At 63.6% G+C, this 20,843-nt stretch carries 22 protein-coding genes and 1 tRNA gene; 12 read left to right on the top strand and 11 right to left on the bottom strand.

Translation table 11 applies throughout. The annotated features are described in order from the left end of the window. Positions 1 to 16: 16 nt before the first annotated feature. The gene (locus APH28_RS09880; RefSeq protein ID WP_060508877.1) at positions 17 to 337 is read right to left on the bottom strand and encodes a hypothetical protein; all 321 of its coding nucleotides are present in this window, start codon (positions 335 to 337) and stop codon (positions 17 to 19) included. An 89-nt stretch (positions 338 to 426) separates the two neighbouring features. Next, positions 427 to 1,017: a cysteine hydrolase family protein gene (locus APH28_RS09875; protein ID WP_060508875.1), complete on the bottom strand. Its 591-nt coding sequence runs from the start codon at positions 1,015 to 1,017 to the stop codon at positions 427 to 429. Positions 1,018 to 1,197: 180 nt separating this feature from the next. Here APH28_RS09875 and prmB point away from each other — a divergent pair, with 180 nt between their 5' ends. Further along, positions 1,198 to 2,106: a 50S ribosomal protein L3 N(5)-glutamine methyltransferase gene (gene prmB / locus APH28_RS09870; protein WP_060508873.1), complete on the top strand. Its 909-nt coding sequence runs from the start codon at positions 1,198 to 1,200 to the stop codon at positions 2,104 to 2,106. 122 nt (positions 2,107 to 2,228) lie between these two features. Here prmB and APH28_RS09865 read toward each other — a convergent pair whose 3' ends face one another. Both APH28_RS09865 and APH28_RS09860 read right to left on the bottom strand, forming a co-directional pair. Continuing rightward, positions 2,229 to 3,017, bottom strand: a complete 789-nt coding sequence (locus APH28_RS09865; protein ID WP_060508871.1) for a hypothetical protein — start codon at positions 3,015 to 3,017, stop codon at positions 2,229 to 2,231. Positions 3,018 to 3,120: 103 nt separating this feature from the next. Further along, a complete protein-coding gene (locus tag APH28_RS09860) occupies positions 3,121 to 4,083 on the bottom strand; it encodes an alpha/beta hydrolase (RefSeq protein ID WP_060508869.1) in 963 nt (320 codons plus the stop codon). 142 nt (positions 4,084 to 4,225) lie between these two features. Here APH28_RS09860 and aroC point away from each other — a divergent pair, with 142 nt between their 5' ends. From aroC to APH28_RS09845, 3 genes are all read left to right on the top strand, one after another. Continuing rightward, positions 4,226 to 5,317: a chorismate synthase gene (gene aroC / locus APH28_RS09855; RefSeq protein ID WP_060508867.1), complete on the top strand. Its 1,092-nt coding sequence runs from the start codon at positions 4,226 to 4,228 to the stop codon at positions 5,315 to 5,317. A 119-nt stretch (positions 5,318 to 5,436) separates the two neighbouring features. After that, positions 5,437 to 6,594 carry an MFS transporter gene (locus APH28_RS09850; protein WP_060508865.1) on the top strand — a complete coding sequence of 386 codons (1,158 nt, stop codon included), beginning with the start codon at positions 5,437 to 5,439 and terminating at the stop codon, positions 6,592 to 6,594. Next, positions 6,591 to 7,127, top strand: a complete 537-nt coding sequence (locus APH28_RS09845) for an oxidase (protein WP_060508863.1) — start codon at positions 6,591 to 6,593, stop codon at positions 7,125 to 7,127. The genes APH28_RS09850 and APH28_RS09845 overlap by 4 nt, the downstream gene beginning before the upstream one ends. 118 nt (positions 7,128 to 7,245) lie before the next feature. On the opposite strand, the gene APH28_RS09840 is transcribed toward APH28_RS09845, so the two are convergent. After that, complete coding sequence (locus APH28_RS09840; protein ID WP_027596016.1) at positions 7,246 to 7,518, bottom strand: DUF3509 domain-containing protein; 273 nt, start codon at positions 7,516 to 7,518, stop codon at positions 7,246 to 7,248. A 267-nt stretch (positions 7,519 to 7,785) separates the two neighbouring features. On the opposite strand from APH28_RS09840, the gene APH28_RS09835 reads away from it, so the two are divergent. Next, complete coding sequence (locus APH28_RS09835) at positions 7,786 to 8,310, top strand: ankyrin repeat domain-containing protein (protein WP_060508861.1); 525 nt, start codon at positions 7,786 to 7,788, stop codon at positions 8,308 to 8,310. Between the two features lie 59 nt (positions 8,311 to 8,369). Further along, positions 8,370 to 8,900, top strand: a complete 531-nt coding sequence (locus APH28_RS09830) for a hypothetical protein (protein WP_060508859.1) — start codon at positions 8,370 to 8,372, stop codon at positions 8,898 to 8,900. A gap of 124 nt (positions 8,901 to 9,024) precedes the next feature. Here APH28_RS09830 and APH28_RS09825 read toward each other — a convergent pair whose 3' ends face one another. Next, positions 9,025 to 9,963, bottom strand: a complete 939-nt coding sequence (locus tag APH28_RS09825; protein WP_060508858.1) for a ZIP family metal transporter — start codon at positions 9,961 to 9,963, stop codon at positions 9,025 to 9,027. Positions 9,964 to 10,087: 124 nt separating this feature from the next. On the opposite strand from APH28_RS09825, the gene APH28_RS09820 reads away from it, so the two are divergent. From APH28_RS09820 to APH28_RS09805, 4 genes are all read left to right on the top strand, one after another. Beyond that, complete coding sequence (locus tag APH28_RS09820) at positions 10,088 to 10,279, top strand: PLDc N-terminal domain-containing protein (protein WP_060508856.1); 192 nt, start codon at positions 10,088 to 10,090, stop codon at positions 10,277 to 10,279. Between the two features lie 144 nt (positions 10,280 to 10,423). Then, a complete protein-coding gene (locus tag APH28_RS09815) occupies positions 10,424 to 12,481 on the top strand; it encodes an LTA synthase family protein (protein ID WP_060508854.1) in 2,058 nt (685 codons plus the stop codon). A 142-nt stretch (positions 12,482 to 12,623) separates the two neighbouring features. Further along, the gene (locus APH28_RS09810; RefSeq protein WP_060508852.1) at positions 12,624 to 12,860 is read left to right on the top strand and encodes a hypothetical protein; all 237 of its coding nucleotides are present in this window, start codon (positions 12,624 to 12,626) and stop codon (positions 12,858 to 12,860) included. A gap of 174 nt (positions 12,861 to 13,034) precedes the next feature. Continuing rightward, on the top strand, positions 13,035 to 13,367 hold the full coding sequence (locus APH28_RS09805; RefSeq protein WP_060508850.1) for a ribonuclease E inhibitor RraB: 333 nt from the start codon (positions 13,035 to 13,037) through the stop codon (positions 13,365 to 13,367). A 55-nt stretch (positions 13,368 to 13,422) separates the two neighbouring features. Here the strand turns inward: APH28_RS09805 and APH28_RS09800 are convergent, their stop codons facing one another. After that, the gene (locus tag APH28_RS09800; RefSeq protein ID WP_060508848.1) at positions 13,423 to 14,223 is read right to left on the bottom strand and encodes a cytochrome c; all 801 of its coding nucleotides are present in this window, start codon (positions 14,221 to 14,223) and stop codon (positions 13,423 to 13,425) included. A 478-nt stretch (positions 14,224 to 14,701) separates the two neighbouring features. Here APH28_RS09800 and APH28_RS09795 point away from each other — a divergent pair, with 478 nt between their 5' ends. Then, positions 14,702 to 15,436, top strand: a complete 735-nt coding sequence (locus APH28_RS09795; protein ID WP_060508846.1) for an amidotransferase — start codon at positions 14,702 to 14,704, stop codon at positions 15,434 to 15,436. 99 nt (positions 15,437 to 15,535) lie between these two features. Here APH28_RS09795 and APH28_RS09790 read toward each other — a convergent pair whose 3' ends face one another. The 3 genes from APH28_RS09790 to APH28_RS09780 all read right to left on the bottom strand — a co-directional run bounded on the left by APH28_RS09790 (position 15,536) and on the right by APH28_RS09780 (position 18,061). Continuing rightward, positions 15,536 to 16,507 carry a magnesium and cobalt transport protein CorA gene (locus APH28_RS09790; protein ID WP_060508843.1) on the bottom strand — a complete coding sequence of 324 codons (972 nt, stop codon included), beginning with the start codon at positions 16,505 to 16,507 and terminating at the stop codon, positions 15,536 to 15,538. Between the two features lie 63 nt (positions 16,508 to 16,570). Beyond that, positions 16,571 to 17,290, bottom strand: a complete 720-nt coding sequence (locus APH28_RS09785) for a 1-acyl-sn-glycerol-3-phosphate acyltransferase (RefSeq protein ID WP_060508841.1) — start codon at positions 17,288 to 17,290, stop codon at positions 16,571 to 16,573. A gap of 81 nt (positions 17,291 to 17,371) precedes the next feature. After that, entirely contained in the window at positions 17,372 to 18,061 is a 690-nt protein-coding gene (locus APH28_RS09780; RefSeq protein WP_060508839.1) for a crotonase/enoyl-CoA hydratase family protein, read from the bottom strand. Positions 18,062 to 18,351: 290 nt separating this feature from the next. Between APH28_RS09780 and APH28_RS09775 the strand changes: the two genes are divergently transcribed. After that, positions 18,352 to 18,441: transfer RNA gene (locus tag APH28_RS09775), tRNA-Ser, on the top strand. Positions 18,442 to 18,561: 120 nt separating this feature from the next. On the opposite strand, the gene APH28_RS09770 is transcribed toward APH28_RS09775, so the two are convergent. After that, positions 18,562 to 20,700 carry a TonB-dependent siderophore receptor gene (locus APH28_RS09770; protein WP_060508837.1) on the bottom strand — a complete coding sequence of 713 codons (2,139 nt, stop codon included), beginning with the start codon at positions 20,698 to 20,700 and terminating at the stop codon, positions 18,562 to 18,564. Positions 20,701 to 20,843: the final 143 nt, after the last annotated feature.

Genomic DNA, 20,843 nt, shown 5'->3' with positions numbered 1-20,843 from the left:
CCAGCAGCACAAACCACTAATCATGCTTTTTCATCAAGTGCGGCGACAGGTTCAGCTCCCGCCCGCGGCGCAGGCGGATGCGGCTGCGCCGCCAGAAGCGCACGCCAAAATACAGCAGTAACAACCCGGCTACCGCCAGGATGGCGGCCAGCGGGCGGTTGGCATTGAGTTCGGCCAGGGCGGTGTAGTTGCCGAGCAGCCCGGCGATGCCGGCCATGGCCAGCAACACGCCGAGCGTGGCGATCAGGGCCGACAGGCCGGCGGCAATGCGCGCACCCCAGTTACGCGGTTCCCGCGGGCGCAGACGCTTGGCGTCGAAACTGCCTTTGAGCTTCATTCCAGTTTCCTCTGTGGACATCCGGAATTCGACCTGGGCCCGGGTCCCGGGTTCCGCCCGGCTGCCGGGCGGTCATCGCACCGTCCGCCTCAGATCAGGCTGGCAGTTGGGGCGACACAGGCGAAGTTATCGGCCATCACGGCCATCTCGCACGCGTGGATCTGCGCGGCGGGGATCACTTGATCCTTGAGCGCCAGGTCGCGCGTTGCCGAGGCGTCTTCCACCAGCGTGCAACGGTAACCATAGTCCTTGGCGCGGCGCACGGTGGTGCTGACACTGGAGTGGCTCATGAAGCCGCACACGATCAGGTCCAGGTGCCCCAGCGCCTGCAGGGTGTCGTGCAGCTTGGTGTTCTTGAAGGCGTTGGGCATGCGCTTTTCGATGACGATTTCACCTTCGTGCGGCTCCAGGCCCGGGATGAACTGGCCCGCCGGGCCCTGCGGGTCGAAGCGCCCGCCGACGGTGCCGAGGTGACGAACGTGGATGATCGGACGGCCAGCCTTGCGGGCGGCGTCGAGCAACCGGGCGATGTTAGCCACGGCCTCGTCCATGCCCGACAGTTGCAGAGGACCGCTCAGGTATTCCTTCTGCGCATCGATGATGATCAGGCTGGCTTGGCTCAGCTTGGCCGGCGGATAGTCGCGGCCAGTGAGGCGGAACATCGTGGTTGGAACAGACATCAAGGGCTCCTTCGGTAGGGCTTTTGTATACCTATTCTCCCCTGCCTTGGCGCCAATGGGAATGGTTGACATCGAAAGCGGCGTGGTTACTGGCCTGTGGCTTGCCGCTGGGGCATTGCGAGGAACAAATGTGCGGGTTGGGCTGTTAGACTTTTGTACGGTCTGAATTAGGAGTACCCCGTGATCACATCTCGTCTGCGCACGTTGCGCGACCATATCCGCTGGGCGGTCAGCCGCTTCCATGAGCACGAGCTGTTCTTCGGCCACGGTGCCGACAACGCCTGGGACGAAGCTCGCCTGCTGGTGCTGGGCGCCGTGCACCTGCCATGGGAAATTGCCGACAGCTACCTGGATTGCCAGCTCGAGGACGACGAGCGGGTACGCCTGCAGCACCTGCTCAAGCGCCGCATCGAAGACCGCGTGCCGACCGCCTACCTGCTGGGCGAAGCGTGGTTCTGCGGCATGTCGTTCATCGTCGACGAGCGTGTGCTGGTGCCCCGTTCGCCGATCGGTGAGCTGATCGAAAAGCGCTTCGAGCCGTGGTTGGCGCAGGAGCCGGCCCGTATCCTTGACCTGTGCACCGGCTCTGGTTGCATCGGCATCGTGGCCGCCGAAGTATTTCCGGAGGCCGAGGTGGTGCTGGCCGACCTGTCGTTCGACGCGCTGGAAGTGGCCAACCAGAACATCGAGCGCCACGGTCTCGACGAGCGTGTGTTCACCGTGCAGGGTGACGGCTTTGCCGGCCTGCCGGGGCAGCGTTTCGACCTGATCCTGTCCAACCCGCCGTACGTCGATGCCGAGGACTTCGGCGACATGCCGGCCGAGTATCACCACGAGCCGGAAATGGGCCTGGCCTGCGGCAATGACGGCCTGGACCTGGTGCGGCGGATGCTGGCCGAGGCGGGCGATCACCTGACCGAGAAGGGCTTGCTGATCGTCGAGGTCGGCAACAGCCAGGTGCATGTCGAGGCGTTGTACCCGGAAGTGGACTTCGCCTGGCTGGACTTCGAGCGTGGCGGGCATGGCGTGTTCATGCTCACCGCCGAGCAGTGCCGTCAGCACCAGGAGCTGTTCAAGGCCCGCGTCTGACGCCTGCCTGCCGGGGCTGCTTTGCAGCCCATTCGCGACACAAGGCCGCTCCTACAGGAGACCGCGATCCCTGTAGGAGCGGCCTTGTGTCGCGAAAGGGCCGCAAAGCGGCCCCCGGATGTTCAGCGGGTAGCGATCCAGATCAGCAACCCCGCCTGGAACACGGCAAATGCCACCAGGCAGGTGATGGTAAAGCGCAACCCGCCGTCCTCGCGCCGGTATTTGGCCACCCGCTCATCGCGCTCGCGCAGCTGCCCCTCTTTTTCCAGCAACTGCTGTTCGGCCTGCTGCAGCATGCCCGCCGCATCGAGCATGCTCACCTGCTGCACCTTCTCGGTATTCCAGCCGCCCTTGAGCTGGCTCACCGTGGTGTCGAGGGTGCGGCCCTTGAGGTGCTGCGGGTCGGCGTATTCCACCTCCAGGCCAGTGGCGGTGATGAAGCGGTCGCGGCGCAGGCGGGTGTCTTCGTTCAGCGCATCCTTGTTCGGCAGCGCCATGCCTTCGACCCGGTAGTTCGACCAGCGGCGCTGCAGCCACTGCACAGCCTGGCCCAGCATGAAGCGGCCGACGCCGCGGTTCAGCGGCTCCAGTTGCAGGCCGCTGTCACTGCCCAGGGTCACCAGGCGCTCGGTGTGATCCACCCGCACATCCAGCTGGTTCTGCTCCTTGCGCACTTTTTGCCCAGGCAGGCGGATTTCCATGCGCAGCAGGCTGTGGGCCTTGTCATGGCGCTCGGCGTAGGCGAACTCGACGAAGCGCAATGGCCGTGCTCCGCTGTTGCGGTCGGTGGGCATGGGTGCCAGGCGCAGTAGCTGGAAGTGTTCGACGGCCAGGTCGGACCAGGGCAGGGCGGCGGGTTCCGGGGCGTGCGGCTCTTCGGCCGGCTCTACGGCGGCGGGGGCATCGGTCATCAAGGCATTTCCTCAGATACGGGCGGGCGCTGACCGACGCCGCAAAGCGGCCACGTTCAGCACCAATACCGCGTTATCGGCAGGTTTTGCTGATGTTTGAGGGTCAGGCCGAAGGCAACTGGTGAATGAAGCTGACCACCCGCTCGCCGAGCTCCCGTGCCAGGGGCAGTTCCGGGTTCAGGTAGCTTTCACGCTGCTGGTGCATGTCCTTGGGGCTGATGCGCAACATGTGGTTCATGCCGTCGATCAGCACCAGCTGGGCGTCCGGCTTGGCCGCCTTGAGGCGTTCGGCGTCGGCCACGTCGACCTGCACGTCGTTGCGGCCCTGCACGATCAGCGCCGGCATCGGCAAGCGGGCGAAGGCCTGCGCAGGGTCCTGCTGCAGCAGGGTGATCAGGTACGGCTGCACGCTGGGCCGGAACACCTGGCGCAGCGGTGCCGGCACGTCCAGGCTGGTCTGCCCGGCCTGCAGGCGGTCGAGCAGGGCGCTGCCACCGGCCAGCTGCGCCGGCGACATGCGCTGGGCCAACTGCTCGCGCAGCACGTCTGCCAGGGGGCGGCCCATGCCGGCCAAGGTAATCACTGCGCTGGCACCGGCACGCTCGGCGGCCAGGCTGGCAATCAGCGCCCCTTCGCTGTGGCCGACCAGGATCAGCGGACCGAAGCGTGGGTCGGCCTTGAGCTTGCGGCTCCAGGCCACCACGTCGTCTACATAGCGTTGCACGCTGAGGTCACGCTCATCGGGCGTCGCCGGCTGGCTGGCGGCGACCCCGCGCTTGTCGTAGCGCACGCTGGCGATGTGCTCGTTGGCCAGCACCAGCGCCAGGCGCTTGAGGTTGTCGACGCGCCCCGAGGCGGGGTTGTTGCCGTCGCGGTCAGTGGGCCCGGAGCCAGCGATGATCAACACCACCGGCGGCGGTGTGGCCTGTTGCGGCAACAGCAGGCTGCCGTGCAGCACACCCTGGCCGGTGTCCAGATCGATGGGGCGTTGCAGCACGGTGGGGGCGGCGGCCTGGGCCAGGCCGGTGCACAGCAGGAGGAGGAAGGCGACGAGGCGCGACATCATGCGGTACTACAGTGGGAAGATGACGGTTTGACCCAATGTTTGCGGGAAGGTTCGCCGGCATGGCCTGCGCAGCGCACAGACAGCCATTCCATCTGTATACTGCCGGCTTTCGTTCATCTCAGGCAGATTTCGCGGAGCGTCCATGTCCGGCAATACCTACGGCAAGCTGTTCACTGTCACCACCGCTGGCGAAAGCCATGGGCCGGCGTTGGTCGCCATTGTCGATGGTTGCCCACCTGGCCTGGAAATCTCCCTCGCCGACCTGCAGCACGACCTCGACCGGCGCAAGCCCGGCACCAGCCGGCACACCACCCAGCGCCAGGAAGCCGATGAAGTGGAGATCCTCTCCGGCGTGTTCGAAGGCCGCACCACCGGCTGCTCGATCGGCCTGCTGATCCGCAACACCGACCAGAAGTCCAAGGATTACTCGGCGATCAAGGACCTGTTCCGCCCGGCCCACGCCGACTACACCTACCACCACAAATACGGCATCCGTGACTACCGCGGCGGTGGCCGCAGCTCGGCCCGGGAAACCGCCATGCGCGTGGCTGCTGGCGCCATCGCCAAGAAGTACCTGGCCACCCAGGGCATCCAGGTGCGTGGCTACATGAGCCAGCTGGGCCCGATCGAAATCCCGTTCAAAAGCTGGGATTCGGTGGAGGAGAACGCCTTCTTCAGCCCCGACCCGAGCAAGGTGCCGGCGCTCGAGGCCTACATGGACCAGCTGCGTCGTGACCAGGACTCGGTCGGGGCGAAGATCACCGTGGTCGCCGAAGGCGTGATGCCGGGCCTGGGTGAGCCTATTTTCGACCGCCTCGACGCGGAACTGGCCCATGCGCTGATGAGCATCAACGCAGTCAAGGGCGTGGAAATCGGCGCCGGTTTCGCCAGCGTTGCCCAGCGTGGCACCGAGCACCGTGACGAACTGACCCCGGAAGGCTTCCTCAGCAACAACGCCGGCGGCATCCTCGGCGGCATCAGTTCGGGCCAGCCGATCGTCGCTCACCTGGCGCTGAAGCCGACCTCGAGCATTACCACCCCGGGCCGTTCGATCGACGTCGATGGCAACCCGGTCGACGTCATCACCAAGGGCCGCCATGACCCGTGTGTCGGCATCCGTGCCACGCCGATCGCCGAAGCGATGATGGCCATCGTGCTGATGGACCACCTGCTGCGCCACCGTGCGCAGAATGCTGATGTGAAGGTCGACACCCCGGTGCTGGGCCAGCTCTGACTCAAGCAGGGCCGGCCTGTTCGCGGGGCAAGCCCGCTCCTACAAGGATACCCACTCACCCTGTAGGAGCGGGCTCGCCCCGCGAATAGGCCGGCACAGGCAAACCCAAGGCCCCACCCATGCCCCCGATCCCCTACTGGCGCCTGTCCAGCTTCTACCTGTTCTATTTCGCCTTGCTGGGCTCCACCGCGCCGTTCCTGGCCCTGTACTTCGATCACCTGGGCTTCTCCCCGGCACGCATCGGCGAGCTGGTGGCGATCCCTATGCTGATGCGCTGCATCGCCCCCAACCTGTGGGGCTGGCTGGGCGACCGCAGTGGCCAGCGCCTGCTGATCGTGCGCCTGGGCGCCTTGTCGACCCTGGCCACCTTCTCGCTGATCTTTTTCGGCAAGAGCTACGCCTGGCTGGCGTTGGTCATGGCACTGCACGCGTTTTTCTGGCACGCGGTGCTGCCGCAATTCGAAGTCATTACCCTGGCCCACCTGCATGGGCAGACCTCGCGCTACAGCCAGGTGCGCCTGTGGGGCTCGATCGGCTTCATCCTCACCGTGGTCGGCCTTGGGCGGCTGTTCGAATGGCTGAGCCTGGACATCTACCCGGTGGCCCTGGTGACCATCATGGCCGGCATCGTCGCCGCCAGCCTGTGGGTGCCCAACGCCCAGCCGGTGGAGCAGGGTGAGCGCCGTGAGGCGGGCGGTTTCCTGCGCCAGCTGACGGCGCCGGGGGTGATTGCCTTCTACATCTGCGTGGCGTTGATGCAGCTCAGCCACGGGCCGTATTACACCTTCCTCACCCTGCACCTGGAACACCTGGGCTACAGCCGCGGCGCCATCGGCTTGCTGTGGGCGCTGGGGGTGGTCGCCGAAGTACTGATGTTCATGGCCATGAGCCGCCTGTTTGCCCGTTTCAGCGTGCAGCGGGTGCTGCTGGTCAGCTTCCTGCTGGCGGCGCTGCGCTGGCTTTTGCTGGGCAACCTCGCCGATGAGCCGGCCGTGCTGATTTTTGCCCAATTGCTGCATGCAGCCACCTTCGGCTGCTTCCATGCAGCTTCCATTGCCTTCGTCCAGTCCAGCTTCGGCGCCCGCCAGCAAGGCCAGGGCCAGGCGCTCTACGCGGCGCTTTCGGGTACCGGCGGTGCATTGGGCGCCTTGTATTCGGGTTACAGCTGGAAACTGCTGGGGCCGACCTTCACCTTTGGTATGGCCAGTGCCGCAGCGCTGACGGCAGCCGTTATCATTGCCACCCGTTCGAAATCGACCAGGACCAGCAGCCGATGAGTATCCTTTGTGTTTTTCACCCGTCCAGCCCGGCCCTGCCGAACAAGGTGCTGACCCACCACGACGATATCGCCGCGACCCTGGCCGAGCAGGGCGTGCGCTTCAGCCACAGCTCGCTTGAACTGCGCGTGCGCCCGGGCAGCAGCCAGGCTGATGTGCTGGAAGCCTGCCGTGACCACCTCGACCAGCTGATGACCGCCCAGGGCAGTGCGGCGTTCACGCTGCTCAACCGCGATGGCCTGGACCCGACGCAGGCCGATGTGCGTGACGAGCATGTGCACGATAGCGATGAAGTGTTTGCCGTTGTGAGCGGCCGCGCGCAAGTCGGCCTGCGCCTGGGCGATTACGTGTATGCGGTGTTGTGCGAGAAGGGTGACCAGCTGGTGGTGCCGGCGGGGGCGCGGCGCTGGGTGGAGCTGGGGGACAATCCGTTCTGCCTGGCGTTGCGCCTGTTTGGCAGTGAGCAGGGCGTGGAGCCTCGGTTTACCGGCGATGCTACAGCTCGGTCGTTTCTTGGGATCGACGAGTTGTAATGACTGTGCCGGCCTCTTCGCGGCTAAAGCCGCTCCCACATGAACCCCGCCATCCCTAAGGGCAATGCAGTACCTGTGGGAGCGGCTTTAGCCGCGAAAGGGCCGGTACAGATAAACCTTAGCGGTAGGTCGGCAGCGCAAAACGCTGCTGGCTCTGCAGCATGGAAATCACCGGCAACTCACTGGCCTGCTCGGCCAGGTCACGGCGAATGGCACTGATCGCCCAGGACAGTTGCTCGGCACTGTGCAACTGGCCGTAGGTCAGCACGCGGCGGGTGACCTTACCGTCAGCGGCGCGCAGGGTCAGCAGCACGCCACCGTCAGGGCGAGGCTGGGTGGCAACCTGGTAGGCCGAGAACACCGAGACGAATTTTTCCTGGATGAGGTCCATATCAACTCCTGACTGTTGTGTGGGCAGACGTGAGTTGATGGTTGCAGTGACCGTGCCAGAATTTGGAGGTGGGGAAAATCCAGCAAATACAGGGTGTTACGAGGATTTTTCAGAGACGGGGTCGTGCAGGCTGCAAGGTCGTGCATTTTGCACAGTGCATTTTGCACGGATCAGGCTTCGCCTATCGGGCCCATAGAATCTGAACCTTTGACCGCAATGGCGTGCCTGACAAAAACTTAGGCAATCATTTATGCCAGGAGGTTCCCGATGTCCGCTCAACCCACCGCTACCGCCATGACCGATGACGAAACAGCCGCCTTCGCCGAGCAGGTCTTCGAGCGTGCCCGTCAGGGCGACGCCGAGATGCTGGAGCGTCTGCTGGCCAGCGGCCTGCCCGCGAACTTGCGCAACCACAAGGGCGATACGCTGCTGATGTTGGCCAGCTACCACGGCCAGCATGAAGCCGTACGGGTGTTGTTGGCCCACGGGGCCGACCCGCTGATCGCCAACGATAATGGCCAGCTGCCTATCGCCGGTGCGGCATTCAAGGGTGACCTGGCGATGATCCGCCTGCTGCTGGAAAGCGGCGTTCCGGTGGATGCTGCCGCGCAGGACGGGCGGACCGCGCTGATGCTGGCGGCGATGTTCAACCGCAGCGAGATTCTCGAGTATTTGCTGGCCCAGGGTGCCGACCCGGCGCGCCAGGACGCCCGCGGTGCCACGGCGCTGATGGCGGCGCAGACCATGGGCGCGGTGGACACTGCTGCACGCCTGCAAGTGCTGGCCGGCTAACTGCCTGGGGGCATTTGCGGCTATCCTTGGTGACTTTTCACCCGTCGCAGGCCCCCTTCATGAAAAACCAGTTGCTCGAATTCATCAGTCTCATCGGCGCCGGCTGCATGCGCGATGAGGACATCGAGCGCATTGCCGACGAGGCTGCCCAGGCCTACGCCGACCCCGCCGCCTTCCTGGCCGCCAACCCCGATATCAACTACGACGACAGCTTTCCCATCCCGTTGGGTGAATGGGTCGTGCTCGGCAGCCTGCCTGACACCGTGCTGTTCCAAGCTGACAGCTACCAGGAACTGTTCCAGCACATCAGCGACTCGTTCGACCAGAGCGTGCCGTTCACCCTCAAGCCCAAGCAACTGGCGCGCACCGAGCCGCTGACTGCGCTCAACCGCATCCAGGTGCAAATGGGGGCGTTGAACAAGGAAGCCGGTGGTTATGTACTGTTGAACTTCAGCCAACTGCTCGATGATGAATTGCAGATGGTGATGGTTGGCCAGCAGGACCTGGCGCGGGTGCTGGAGCTGGGGGCAGAGGTGGGGATCAAGGTTGAGCCGGCGCTGGAGGCCCTGAAGGTCGCGGTTCACGTCTGAATGCATCTTCTGCTTCTTCGCGGGCATGCCCGCTCCCACAGGACCTCTACAAGTCTTCAGTTGTGTGAGGAACCTGTGAGAGCGGGCGCGCCCGCGTAGAGGCCAGCACAGTCAACCAACAGCGTCAGCCCAGCGCAGTATCGAGAAACATCATCACCGCAAACCCACCCATCAACCCCAATGTCGCCGAAGTCTGGTGCCCGTTGCGGTGGGTCTCGGGAATCACCTCGTGGGACACCACGAAGATCATCGCCCCCGCCGCCAGCCCCATGCTGATCGGGTAGGCCAGGGCAAACCCGGTGGAAATGCCCAGGCCGATCACCGCGCCCAAGGGCTCCATCAGCCCCGAACCGATCGCCACCAGTGCAGCCTTGAGGTTGGACAGCCCGGTTGCCCGCAAGGCCAGGGCTACGGCCAGGCCTTCGGGGATGTCCTGAATGGCGATGGCGCTGGTCAGTGGCAAGCCGATGTTCATGTCGCCATTGGCGAAACTCACCCCGATCGCCATGCCCTCGGGCAGGTTGTGCAAGGTGATCGCCAGCACGAACAGCCACACCCGGTTGATGCGCTCGGCCTCCGGGCCGCAGGGGCCGGTGCTTTCATGCTCGTGCGGGGTGAAGCGGTCAAGGCCAAGCATCAGCAGCACGCCCAAACCCATGCCCAGTACCACGGTGAGCGCTGCCGCCGGGCCGTTGCCGGTGATTGCGCGCGCGGCATCCAGGCCCGGCAGGATCAGTGAGAACGAACTGGCGGCGAGCATCATGCCGGCGGCAAAGCCGAGCATCACATCCTGGCTGCGCGCGCTGACATCGCGCAACACCACGGCCAGCACCGCGCCCAAGGCCGTGGCGGCGAAACCGGAAAGCCCGCCCAGTGCGGCCAGGTGCAGGTTGTCGGCATGGTCGCCGTTGATGGCATTCCAGAAGCTGGCCGCCAGCAGCACGATGACCGCCAGCAAGCTCACGCCCAGGCCCGCGCTTAGCCATGGTGTGCTGAGCACTTGCTGGCGCCAGGCGCTGAGCAGGGAAGGTGGGGTGGCGCTGTGGCTGTGGGCGGGGGGCATACGAACCTCGAATCCATGAATGCTTGCAGTTTATGCAGTGACCAGCGTCGCAGGCCAAGGATTCCCTTCTATGACCCCAATAGAGGACTATGCTCAGCAACAGCCTTTCAAGGAGAACGTGGCAATGGGCTCTACCTTCAATGGCCTGGTCGGCCTGATCATCCTCGCCCTGGACATCTGGGCAATCCTCAATGTGATCAAGAGCGGCAGCGAAGTCGGGATCAAGGTGCTGTGGATTCTTCTGATAGCCCTGTTGCCGGTGCTCGGCCTGGTGATCTGGGCGATTGCCGGGCCACGGGGTAATGTGCGGATATGAAAGCCGCGTCCCAGACAAAATCAGCAATAGTGACGTGACAAAATTTTCACATTGGATTAAACAGAATCCGCTCCCGCATAATGCTTGCGTTGGGCCAGCCCCAGCGCCACCTCCGCAAACCGCAATCCTAGGACCTTCCCATTCATGGCTAACACGGATGCCTTGAGGCAACAGGGCGCGCGAGCGTTCACGCCGACCTTGAAATCGCACCTGGCCTATACGCTGCTCAGCGGCCTGGTGATCATGTTGATGCTCAGCCTGGTGCGCCTGGCGCTGCTGGTCTACAACAGCGACATGATCGGCGACACCCCATACTCGACGGTCGCCGAAGGCTTCCTCAACGGTTTGCGCTTCGACCTGCGGGTGGTGGTGTACCTGAGCATTCCTCTGCTGCTGGCGATGCTCAGCCCCTGGCTCATGGCCCGGCGCGGGCTGTTCCGCTTCTGGCTGACCCTCGCTTCGAGCGTGGTGATGTTCCTCGGCCTGATGGAGATGGACTTCTACCGTGAGTTCCACCAGCGCCTCAACGGCCTGGTCTTCCAGTACATCAAGGAAGACCCGAAGACCGTGCTGAGCATGCTCTGGTACGGCTTCCCGGTGGTCCGCTACCTGCTGGCCTGGGCCTTCGGCACCTGGCTGCTGAGCCTGCTGTTCAAGGGCATCGACCGCCTGACCCGCGGTACCGGCGAACAGCGCGTGGCGCCATGGTACGCCCGCGTGGCGGTGTTCATGGTGATCCTCTTGGTAGCCGTGGTCGCCGCCCGTGGCACCCTGCGGCAGGGCCCGCCGATGCGCTGGGGTGATGCCTTCACCACCGACTCCAACTTCGTCAACCAGCTGGGCCTGAACGGCACCCTGACCCTGATCGACGCCGCCAAGAGCCGCTTCGGCGAAGACCGCGCCAATATCTGGAAGCCGGTGCTGAAGCAGGACCTGGCCACCGAGACCGTGCGCAAGCAGCTGCTGACTGCCAACGACACCCTGGTCGATGCCGACGAGGCTGCCGTGCGCCGTGACTTCGTGCCGCCGGCCGACCGTACCCTGCCGATCAAGAACGTCGTCGTTATCCTCATGGAGAGCTTCGCCGGCCACTCGGTAGGCGCCTTGGGCAGCCCGAACAACATCACACCGTACTTCGACAAGCTGGCCAAAGAGGGCCTGCTGTTCGACCGCTTCTTCTCCAACGGCACCCATACCCACCAGGGCATGTTCGCCACCATGGCCTGCTTCCCCAACCTGCCAGGTTTCGAATACCTGATGCAGACCCCAGAGGGCGGCCACAAGCTGTCGGGCCTGCCGGCGCTGCTCAGTGCCCGTGACTACGACGACGTCTACGTCTACAACGGCGATTTCGCCTGGGACAACCAGTCCGGGTTCTTCGGCAACCAGGGCATGACCACCTTCATCGGCCGTAACGACTTCGTCAATCCGGTGTTCTCCGACCCGACCTGGGGCGTGTCCGACCAGGACATGTTCGACCGCGGCAACGAGGAACTGGCCAAACACGACCAGAAGAAGCCGATCTACGCGCTGCTGCAGACCCTGTCCAACCACACCCCGTACGCGCTGCCGGCCAACCTGCCGGTCGAGAAGGTCACCGGCCAAGGCCGCCTGGACGAGCACCTGACCGCCATGCGCTACTCCGACTGGGCGCTGGGCCAGTTCTTCGAGAAGGCGCGTAAAGAGCCGTACTTCAAGGACACCCTGTTCGTCATCGTCGGCGACCATGGCTTCGGCAACCAGCAGCAGGTCACCGAGCTGGACCTGGGCCGCTTCAACGTGCCGCTGCTGCTGATCGCGCCGGGCATCCAGGAGAAGTTCGGTGCGGTCAGCCACACCGTGGGTACCCAGGTCGACATCGTGCCGACCATCATGGGCCGCCTGGGTGGCGAAACCCGTCACCAGTGCTGGGGCCGTGACCTGCTCAACCTGCCTGAGGGCGACCCGGGCATGGGCATGATCAAGCCGTCGGGCAGCGAGCAGATCGTCGGCATGGTCAAGGGCGATCACCTGCTCATCGAGTCCAAGGACATGAGCCCGCGCATGTACCGCTACCAGCTGGGCAGCGAGTTCAAGGCCGAGCTGATCGAAAGCCCGGAGCAGCCGATGATGCTGCAGCAGCTTGAGGCCTTCATCCAGACGGCCACCAAGAGCTTGCTGGACAATACCGCCGGTGTTGTCCACGGTACGCCAAAGAAGTAAGCATCAGGCAGTAAACGGAAAGGGCCGCTTAGCGGCCCTTTCTGTTTTTGTGGCTGGCGCTGGCATGAACGAATTCCAACCCCCAAGGTCTGCATTTACAGGCGTCACTCACCGGGTGTTCTTTGAATGAGAGGGCAATTCAATGAAAGAGTGGGAAGTCATCTTTGCCGACCAGAAAGGCGAGCCGACCACGTTATTGCTGCACGGTGAACATTGCCCCAGCGAGGAGGAGGCGGCCCGCGCCATCCGTTCGCATCTGTTTCCGGTCATGGATGAGCTGGACCTCAACGACTTCCAGGACCGCGCCCCATCCCCTACTGCACGCTGGCTCAAGGAGCAGAGTGGCGTGATCATCACCAGCATTCAAGAAGCGCCCTGAATCACGGGTTGGCGTGGTGCCTGCACAGGCACTACGCTGGTGGGAGGTGCTGGCCTTTTCTGCGGGCCTGCACCCATTCAATTCGCGTCTTGCATCAGCTCGATCTGCCGGCAGTGCTGGCAGGTGCGTAGTGCACGGAAAGTCTATCCATCGCATTATTCGGGAGGACGATTCATGAGCAGCCTGAACGACGATATCAGCAGTAATGTCCTGCGCCAGATGAAAGCTGGCGGTTTCGACTTCACCCGCATCCACCCCATCGAGTTCTACGCGGTATTTCCAGATGAAGCCGGCGCGCGACGGGCAGCCGGGCAATTTCGTGGCGAATCATTGAATGCTCAGGTGCGTGAACTGGACGATGGCGCGTGGCACCTGGAACTGAGCAAGGTCATGTATGCCACCTACGGTGGGATCGGTGACTTCGAGGAGGCCTTCGAGCAGGTCGTTTCACCCTATGGCGGCGAAGTCGAAGGGTGGGGCGTCAAGCAGGAAAGGCTGATTGCCTGAACGGGAATGTGTTGCCTTCTTCGCGGGCGTGCCCGCGAAGATGCTCCCCCCAATTTCAAGGCCTGCGCCCAGCCATATGCGCCAGATAAGCCAATAGCGCATCAAGCTCCCGTTCACTCAACACACTTTCGGCAAACCCCGGCATCCGCGAGTGAGGCCATTGCCGCAAGCTCTGCGGGTCGCGAATATACATACGTAAATACTCAGGCCGGAAATACTCGGTCGGGTTGTGTGGCACGTTCAGATCCGGGCCGAATTGGGCGTCCCCGGCACCATTGAGCCGATGGCAGGCCAGGCAGTTCTGCTGGAACAGCGCAAACCCCTGACGCACCGGGTCGTTGGCCGCCAGTTTTGGGTCCGGTAGCAGCGCCGGAAAACGTTGCTCAACTGACGCCAGGCGGCGAATCGTGGCGACTTGGAAGGGCCATTGCTCAGGGCGAATGCTGCTTGCCTGCGGGTTGGTCCATACCAGGTAGAACGGCCCGGCGCTCGGCTTGCCGTCACCCAGCGCTGGCCACGGTTTGGCCGGGTCCTCGACGGCCAGCCAGGCCCGTGCCGGACCCTCCTGCAGCAACGGCCCAGCCGGCATTTCTGCAGCAAATCCGTCCATGGCCACCGCCTGCAGGTGGTCATCGGCTTTGACCCCTTGCAGCAGCGTTGCCAAAGGTACGGCGCGATAATGCATGGGCCGTTTGTAGGAAACGTCCTGATCGATGTCGATGTCTTGCGCCTGAGGGTGCTTCAACAGTTCGTCGCTGGACCATTGCCGGGCGCTGTCGCCCAGCTCCAGATGCAACTGCGCCGCCGATAGCGGCAGGCTCAACAACAGGGCTAGCGCGGCAAGGCAGTGGCGCATGGATAACCTCCGACCGTAAAGCCAGAAGATTAACCCAAGCGCAGCATGGGCGCTGTCAGCCGAACAACCGCGTAAGGTTGGGAAGTATGAGCAGCAAAGTCGTGGCGAAAAGAATGAGCCCGGCTTGGCGAAGTTTCGATTGTCTGAACATGGCGGACCGCCTTCTTGTTGTTATTCCTGAATACCCGGTGGCTTCCTTGTCGGGTCTGCTTGTCTCATGTAAGTGGATATAAACCACGCGCAGGGTGTGCGTCATCCATCGTCGAGAACCCTTTGTTCTAAGTAGCAGTTGTGCGATATCGAATGGCTATGAGGCCATTGGCTATCGCGCTGGCACGCTCTGCCTAGACAGCCGCGTATCCACTGGCGCTTCCCCGACAAAATGTGACCGTTCGTCAGTGCAGCCTACTTGCTTGTACGTGGCTTTCGCGTCAGTCTCTACACCAGATTCCCACCCATGTCGTTCAGGACTATCCCTATGTCGTTACGCATCTGCATCCTTGAAACCGATGTCCTGCGACCGGAGTTGACCGCGCAGTACCAGGGCTACGGAAGGATGTTCGAGCAGCTTTTCTCGCGTCAGCCGATCGCAGCCGAGTTTCGTGTGTACAACGTGATGAACGGCCACTACCCGCCCGAAGGCGAACGCTTCGATGCCTATCTGGTGACGGGCAGCAAGGCCGATTCGTTCGGGAGCGACCCCTGGATCCAGACGCTCAAGGCCTACCTGCTCAAGCTCTACGAGCGTGGCGAGAAGCTGCTGGGCGTGTGCTTCGGTCATCAGTTGCTGGCGCTGACCCTGGGTGGCAAGGCCGAGCGCGCTGGCCAGGGCTGGGGCGTGGGCGTTCACCGATACTCGTTGGCGGCGCATGCGCCGTGGATGGACCCGGAGGTTTCCGAGCTGACCTTGCTGATCAGCCACCAGGACCAGGTCACCGAGCTGCCGGAAGGCGCCACGGTGATTGCCTCCAGCGATTTCTGCCCGAATGCGGCGTACCACATCCGTGACCAGGTGCTGTGCTTCCAGGGCCACCCGGAGTTCGTTCATGACTACTCGCGGGCGCTGCTCGATGCGCGTCAGGAGTACCTGGGGGACGAGGTGTACCACAAGGCCATTGCCAGCCTGGCCACCGAGCACCAGGGCGACCTGGTTGGCGAGTGGATGATGCGCTTCATTCAGCAGCCGACCAAGGCCAGCGACAGCGCTGCGTGACAGATTGCTGGGCGACACAAGGCCGCTCCTACAGCAGATCGCGTACCCCTGCAGGAGCGGCCTTGTGTCGCGAAAGGGGCGCAAAGCGCCCCCTGCGTTCTAAAGCCAGCCAGATTTTTTGAAGCTGGCATACAACGCCGTACAGCCCACGCCGATCAGCCCCAGCACCGCGAAGTAGCCGTAGTGCCAGCTCAACTCCGGCATATTCTGGAAGTTCATCCCGTAAACCCCGGCAATCGCTGTGGGGAAGGCGAGGATCGCCGCCCAGGCGGCGAACTTGCGTTGCACGATGCTCTGCCGTGACGATTCCAGCAGCATGCCAATCTCGATGGTCTGGCTGGCAATGTCGCGGATCCCGGCCAGGTCTTCCATCTGCCGTGTGACGTGGATCTGCACATCGCGGAAGTACGGGCGCATGTTCTTGTCGATGAACGGGAAGCTCAGGCGCTGCAGTTCCTCGCTCACTTCCACCATCGGCGCCACGTAGCGGCGCAGGCGCAGGATGTCGCGTCGCAAGCTGTGCAGGCGCTGGATGTCCTCTTCCTGCAGCGTCGTGCTCAGCACGCTCTGTTCCAGCTCCTCGATCTCGCCATGAATGGCTTCGCTGACCGGCTGGTAGTTCTCGGTAACGAAGTCGAGCAGGGCATACAGCACGAAGTCCTCGCCGTGTTCGAGCAGCAGCGGGCGCGCTTCGCAGCGTTGGCGCACCAGGGCGTAGGATTTCGAGTGGCCGTTGCGGCAGGTGATGATGTAGCCGTTGCCGGCGAAGATGTGGGTTTCGATGAACTCCAGCTTGCCCTCATGGCGTACCGGCGAGTAGGTGACGATGAACAGCGCGTCACCGAAGGTTTCCAGCTTGGGCCGGCTGTGCTTTTCCAGTGCATCCTCGATGGCCAGCTCGTGCAGGTTGAACTGGCATTGCAGGTTGGCCAGCTCTTCGGCATTGGGCTCTTCCAGGCCGATCCACACGAAGTGCCCCGGCTTGCGCGCCCACTCGCTGCCTTCGTCGATGCTGATGTTGGTGACCTTTCTGCCTGCGGCATACACCGCCGATGCCACGACTCGACCCATGGTTATCCACTTCTCAGGTTGCACACGGGTAACAGCTTGGGCCGTCGTGGCGCGCAGAGCAACCTAATGGTGGGCGAGTTCATCTTCCATGCGGTCGATGCACTGCTGCATCTGGGTGCGGCACTGCTCGATCAGCGCCGGCAGGTCCTGGTGGCCGAGGCCGTTGGTGGCGATCGGTGGCAGCGAGCGCACGATCACGGTACGCCGCCGCCAGCTGTTCAGGCTCAGGCGCCGGGCATAGCGGCTGACGCACACCGGCACGATGGGGACACCGGCGTCGATGGCCATGTGGAACGCACCTTTCTTGAACGCCAGCAACTGATCTTCAGGGTTGCGCGTGCCTTCGGGGAAGATCCAGATCGAGGTGTCGTCCTGCAGGATGCGTGTGGTGGTCTGCATGGCCTTGCGCGCCTGGTAGGCGTTTTTGCGGTCGATCAGCACATTGCCACCGAGCCAGAACAGCTGGCCGAACAGTGGAATCCAGCCGAGGCTTTTCTTGCCGATGGCGACGGTGCGTTGCGGCACCACATGGCCGAGAATGAACAGGTCGAAGTTGGACTGGTGATTGGCGACGATCACGCAGCCAGGCGGCTGGTCCCACAGCGGGCCGACTTCGGCCTTGACCTTGATGCGCATCAGCCAGGTGGCCGGCAGGCTGTAGAGGCGGGCGAAGAGGCGGCTATTGTCGCGGTTGAAGGGGCGCAGCAGGCCGATCAGCAGGCCAACGGCACCCACTATCAGGAAGTGCAGCGCCAGCAGGAGCATGCGAAGCGAGTAAAGCATGGTATGGCTCACACCAGACAGTCGCGGCGCAGTGTACGGCTGTGCACTGGCCGGAGCAAACCTTGGTGTGAGCCGGTGTTATCAGCCCATGTGGCCCTGGTCGAGCAGAATGGCCTCGTCCAGTGTTTCCAGCAGCTCCTTGCGTACCTTCAGTTTGGTGTTCTTGTGGGCGAGCATATTCAGCTTTTTCAGCTCCCCGGCAACACCCTTGGCCACCTCAAGCAACTGCTCGGCCGGCACGACCTTGTCGAGGAAACCAGCATCCAGTGCATCCTTGGGCTCGAACATTTCGGCATTGATCACCGAGCGGTGGAAGGCCGAGCGACGCAGGCGGTCGCGGGCCAGTTCGATGCCGGCGTGGTGCATGGTCATGCCGATCTGCACTTCGTTCAGGCCGATCTTGTACGGGCCTTCAACGCCGATGCGGTAATCCGCCGATAACAGCAGGAACGCGCCCTTGGCCACGGCATGGCCGGGGCAGGCGACGATCACCGGGAACGGGTGCGACAGCAGGCGGCGGGCCAGGGTGGAGCCGGCGGTGACCAGGGCGACGGCTTCTTTAGGGCCGGAGGTCATCACCTTGAGGTCGTAACCGCCGGAGAGGATGCCCGGCTGGCCGGTGATGATCACCACGGCACGCTCCTGTGTGGCGCGGTCGAGGGCGGCATTGAAGGCCGCGATGACATCCGGCGAGATGGCGTTGACCTTGCCGTTGTTCAGGGTCAGGGTGGCGATGCCGTCTTCGGCGTGGTAGGTAATCAGCTCGCTCATGGCGCAATCCTTAGGGTGACGTGGCGATGACGTTACCCAGCACGGCGGGCCAGGTAAAGGAGCAAGACTGACCGGCCAGTCAGCGTCGGGCCGCGATGCCTTGCACGGCGAGGGCAGGGGGTTTGCAGCGGGTAAAAGCGCAGGCGAGATTGGCAGCATTGCCCTGGCGACCTCGGTTTTTCAGTGGGTTGGCTTAAATGCATGAAAAATTTGAAAAAAATGCTTGCCAAAGAAAAGCGCTTCTACTAAATTAGCGCGCCTCGACGGGGTGAAAGCCTTGAAGAGAAAACGGTGAAGTGTCCGAGTGGTCGAAGGAGCACGCCTGGAAAGTGTGTATACGAGAAATCGTATCAAGGGTTCAAATCCCTTCTTCACCGCCACATTCGCAAAAGCCCCCGAACTGAAAAGTTCGGGGGCTTTTGCATTCTGGGGCCTTGCGGGTGCGGCCTTGCCGGGGCGCCGGACCGGTCGGAAAGGGCTGCAGAGCAGCCCCGGCATTATCAGAAGTTAACCGATGCCGACAACCGCGCTGTCCGCGGTGCGCCCTGGAACAGGTAGTTGTCCCCCAGGTAATCCCCCACATCGCGCCAGTAACGCTTGTCGAAGACGTTGTCCACGGTCAGCCGCAGCGTCGTGTCGTAGCCACCGATACGCGTGCGGTAGCGGCTGCCAAGATCGAACACGGTATACCCACCCACCTCCACATTCCCCGCCTGGCTCGCATACTTGCTGACGCTGTAGCGCGCCCCGCCAAGCAATGCCAGGCCCGGCACGGGCAGGCTGTACTCGGCCTGAAGGGCGGCGCGCAGCCGCGGCACGTTGATTGCCTGGTGGCCTTCATAGGCACCGGTGCCGCTTCCCTGCACCCGGGCGCGAATCGCGGCGGCGCTGGCCTGAAGTTGCAGGTTCGAGGTTGCCCAGCCGCTGGCCCCCAATTCCAGGCCGATGTTCTTCTGCTGGCCCTGCTGCACATACGTAAAACTGCCGTCGCCTTCCGGGCGTGCGTACTGGTACGCCTGTCGGATCTGGAACAGCGCGGCGCTGAAGCTCATGCCTTGCCAGTCGCGCTTGATGCCCAGCTCCAGCTGGTGCGAAAGGGTGGGGGCGAGGATCTCCGCTGCGTTACTGGCGTACCAGGGTGCTGTGCCGCCAGCCGACAACCCCTTGGCGTAGCTGGCATACACAGTCGTATCGGGGCGTGGCTTGTAGATCAGCGCGGCATTGGGCAGCAGCTGGTATTGCCGGGTATGGCGCCCGGCCACGCCGTTCTCGTCCCAGGTTTTTTCGTCCAGCCGCACTTCGCGGGCGCCAAGTATGGTCTGCCATTGCTCGTTGAAGCTGATGCGATCGCTGAAGAACAGGCCGTACTGGCGGCTGTCCAGGCGCTTTTCACTGGCACCGACGGGCTTGTCCGACGGCGCCACGCCAGGCGCGCCGGTATAGATGTTGCCGCTGCCGACCAGCTCGTTGTAATAGGGGCGTTGATCGAGCGTGCGGCGTTGAGCGCTACCGCCCACGGTCAGGTCGTGCTGCACACCCAGCGCGTCGAAGTGGCCATTGAGCATGGCCTGGGCCTCATCGGTGCGGCGGGTATCGTCGGGGCTGCGGAAGTCGTAGATGTCGTAGTCGCCTTCGGGGCTGAAATGCGACTGCCAGCCGCCCTCGCTGCCCCAGGCGAACGCGCTGTAGTCATCGATCACCACTTTGCTGCGCGACGCGCTCAGGGTGCCGGACCAGGCTTCGCTGAAGCGGTACTCGAAGCGCCCGCCGAGGTTCAGCGAATCGTTCTGCACCGGTTTGGCCCAGTGCTGGTAGGCCAGGCGGTCGCTCGGGTCGATGCCGTGGGGCAGTTCGTTGCCGCCCAGCAGTTGGTAGCCCGGCACTGAGCGCTGCTCACGGTGTTGGTACTCGGCATCCAGCTGCAAAGTGGCATCGGGGCTGATCTGCCAGTCGAAGGCCAGCGAGGCGAAGTCGCGTTTGCCATCGGCATGGTCGACGTAGGAACGGATGTCCTCGTGGGCCAGGTTGGCGCGCAGGCCGAACTGCCGCTCGCTACCGAACCAGCCGCCGAGGTCGGCGGCCAGGTAGCGCTCGCCTTGTGCGTTGGTCGAAACCGTCACGCTGCGCACGTCGGCGGCGCGCTTGGTCACGTAGTTGATGAGGCCGCCAGGCTCCGATACGCCGCTCTGCAACCCAGACAGGCCCTTGAGCAGCTCGACCTGCTGCTTGTTCTCCAGTGCCACGTTCTGCTCGCCGGCGATGGTCTGGCCATTGATGCGATAGCTGCTGGCGGCGTTGAGCTCGAAGCCGCGCACGTTGAAATTCTCGTAATAGCCGATCGGGGCGTAACTCTCGCCCACTGAGGCATCGCTTTGCAGGACTTCGCTGAGCAGGCGGACCTGGCGGTCTTCCAGCAACTGCTGGCTGAACACGCTGACCGAGGCGGGGGTGTCGAGCAGCGGGGCGGGCTGGAAGCCGCTGACCGAGGCCTCGCGCACCTGGTAGCCCTCATCGCCGTAGGTATCGGACACTTGCACCGGGGCTAGTTCCAGGCTGTTTTCGGCCAAACCATGGGGGCTGTGCAGGGCCAGGCCCAGGCTGAGCAGGCTCAGGGGCAGGTGAGGGCGAAGCAGGGGCATGCAGGGACGTCCTTGGGGCGAAGACCGCGCAGGCCTTTTCGCGGGCTCGCCCGCTCCCACAGGTACTGCACCGCCTTTGAGGACGGCGCATAACTTGTGGGAGCGGGCAAGCCCGCGAAAGGGCCGGAACAGGCAGAAAAAGG

The sequence above is a fragment of the Pseudomonas sp. NBRC 111124 genome, from assembly GCF_001320245.1.
GTDB lineage: Bacteria > Pseudomonadota > Gammaproteobacteria > Pseudomonadales > Pseudomonadaceae > Aquipseudomonas.
This window is presented reverse-complemented; position numbering and strand designations above follow the sequence as displayed.

Coding starts and splice junctions, on each gene's coding strand:
- APH28_RS09865 (WP_060508871.1), bottom strand. CDS start 3,017: ATGACCGATGCCCCCGCCGCCGTAGAGCCGGCCGAAGAGCCGCACGCC.
- APH28_RS09875 (WP_060508875.1), bottom strand. CDS start 1,017: ATGTCTGTTCCAACCACGATGTTCCGCCTCACTGGCCGCGACTATCCG.
- APH28_RS09810 (WP_060508852.1), top strand. CDS start 12,624: ATGAAAGAGTGGGAAGTCATCTTTGCCGACCAGAAAGGCGAGCCGACC.
- APH28_RS09840 (WP_027596016.1), bottom strand. CDS start 7,518: ATGGACCTCATCCAGGAAAAATTCGTCTCGGTGTTCTCGGCCTACCAG.
- aroC (WP_060508867.1), top strand. CDS start 4,226: ATGTCCGGCAATACCTACGGCAAGCTGTTCACTGTCACCACCGCTGGC.
- APH28_RS09820 (WP_060508856.1), top strand. CDS start 10,088: ATGGGCTCTACCTTCAATGGCCTGGTCGGCCTGATCATCCTCGCCCTG.
- APH28_RS09770 (WP_060508837.1), bottom strand. CDS start 20,700: ATGCCCCTGCTTCGCCCTCACCTGCCCCTGAGCCTGCTCAGCCTGGGC.
- APH28_RS09845 (WP_060508863.1), top strand. CDS start 6,591: ATGAGTATCCTTTGTGTTTTTCACCCGTCCAGCCCGGCCCTGCCGAAC.
- APH28_RS09795 (WP_060508846.1), top strand. CDS start 14,702: ATGTCGTTACGCATCTGCATCCTTGAAACCGATGTCCTGCGACCGGAG.
- APH28_RS09825 (WP_060508858.1), bottom strand. CDS start 9,963: ATGCCCCCCGCCCACAGCCACAGCGCCACCCCACCTTCCCTGCTCAGC.
- APH28_RS09780 (WP_060508839.1), bottom strand. CDS start 18,061: ATGAGCGAGCTGATTACCTACCACGCCGAAGACGGCATCGCCACCCTG.
- APH28_RS09880 (WP_060508877.1), bottom strand. CDS start 337: ATGAAGCTCAAAGGCAGTTTCGACGCCAAGCGTCTGCGCCCGCGGGAA.
- APH28_RS09790 (WP_060508843.1), bottom strand. CDS start 16,507: ATGGGTCGAGTCGTGGCATCGGCGGTGTATGCCGCAGGCAGAAAGGTC.
- APH28_RS09860 (WP_060508869.1), bottom strand. CDS start 4,083: ATGATGTCGCGCCTCGTCGCCTTCCTCCTCCTGCTGTGCACCGGCCTG.
- APH28_RS09815 (WP_060508854.1), top strand. CDS start 10,424: ATGGCTAACACGGATGCCTTGAGGCAACAGGGCGCGCGAGCGTTCACG.
- APH28_RS09850 (WP_060508865.1), top strand. CDS start 5,437: ATGCCCCCGATCCCCTACTGGCGCCTGTCCAGCTTCTACCTGTTCTAT.
- APH28_RS09805 (WP_060508850.1), top strand. CDS start 13,035: ATGAGCAGCCTGAACGACGATATCAGCAGTAATGTCCTGCGCCAGATG.
- APH28_RS09785 (WP_060508841.1), bottom strand. CDS start 17,290: ATGCTTTACTCGCTTCGCATGCTCCTGCTGGCGCTGCACTTCCTGATA.
- APH28_RS09830 (WP_060508859.1), top strand. CDS start 8,370: ATGAAAAACCAGTTGCTCGAATTCATCAGTCTCATCGGCGCCGGCTGC.
- APH28_RS09800 (WP_060508848.1), bottom strand. CDS start 14,223: ATGCGCCACTGCCTTGCCGCGCTAGCCCTGTTGTTGAGCCTGCCGCTA.
- APH28_RS09835 (WP_060508861.1), top strand. CDS start 7,786: ATGTCCGCTCAACCCACCGCTACCGCCATGACCGATGACGAAACAGCC.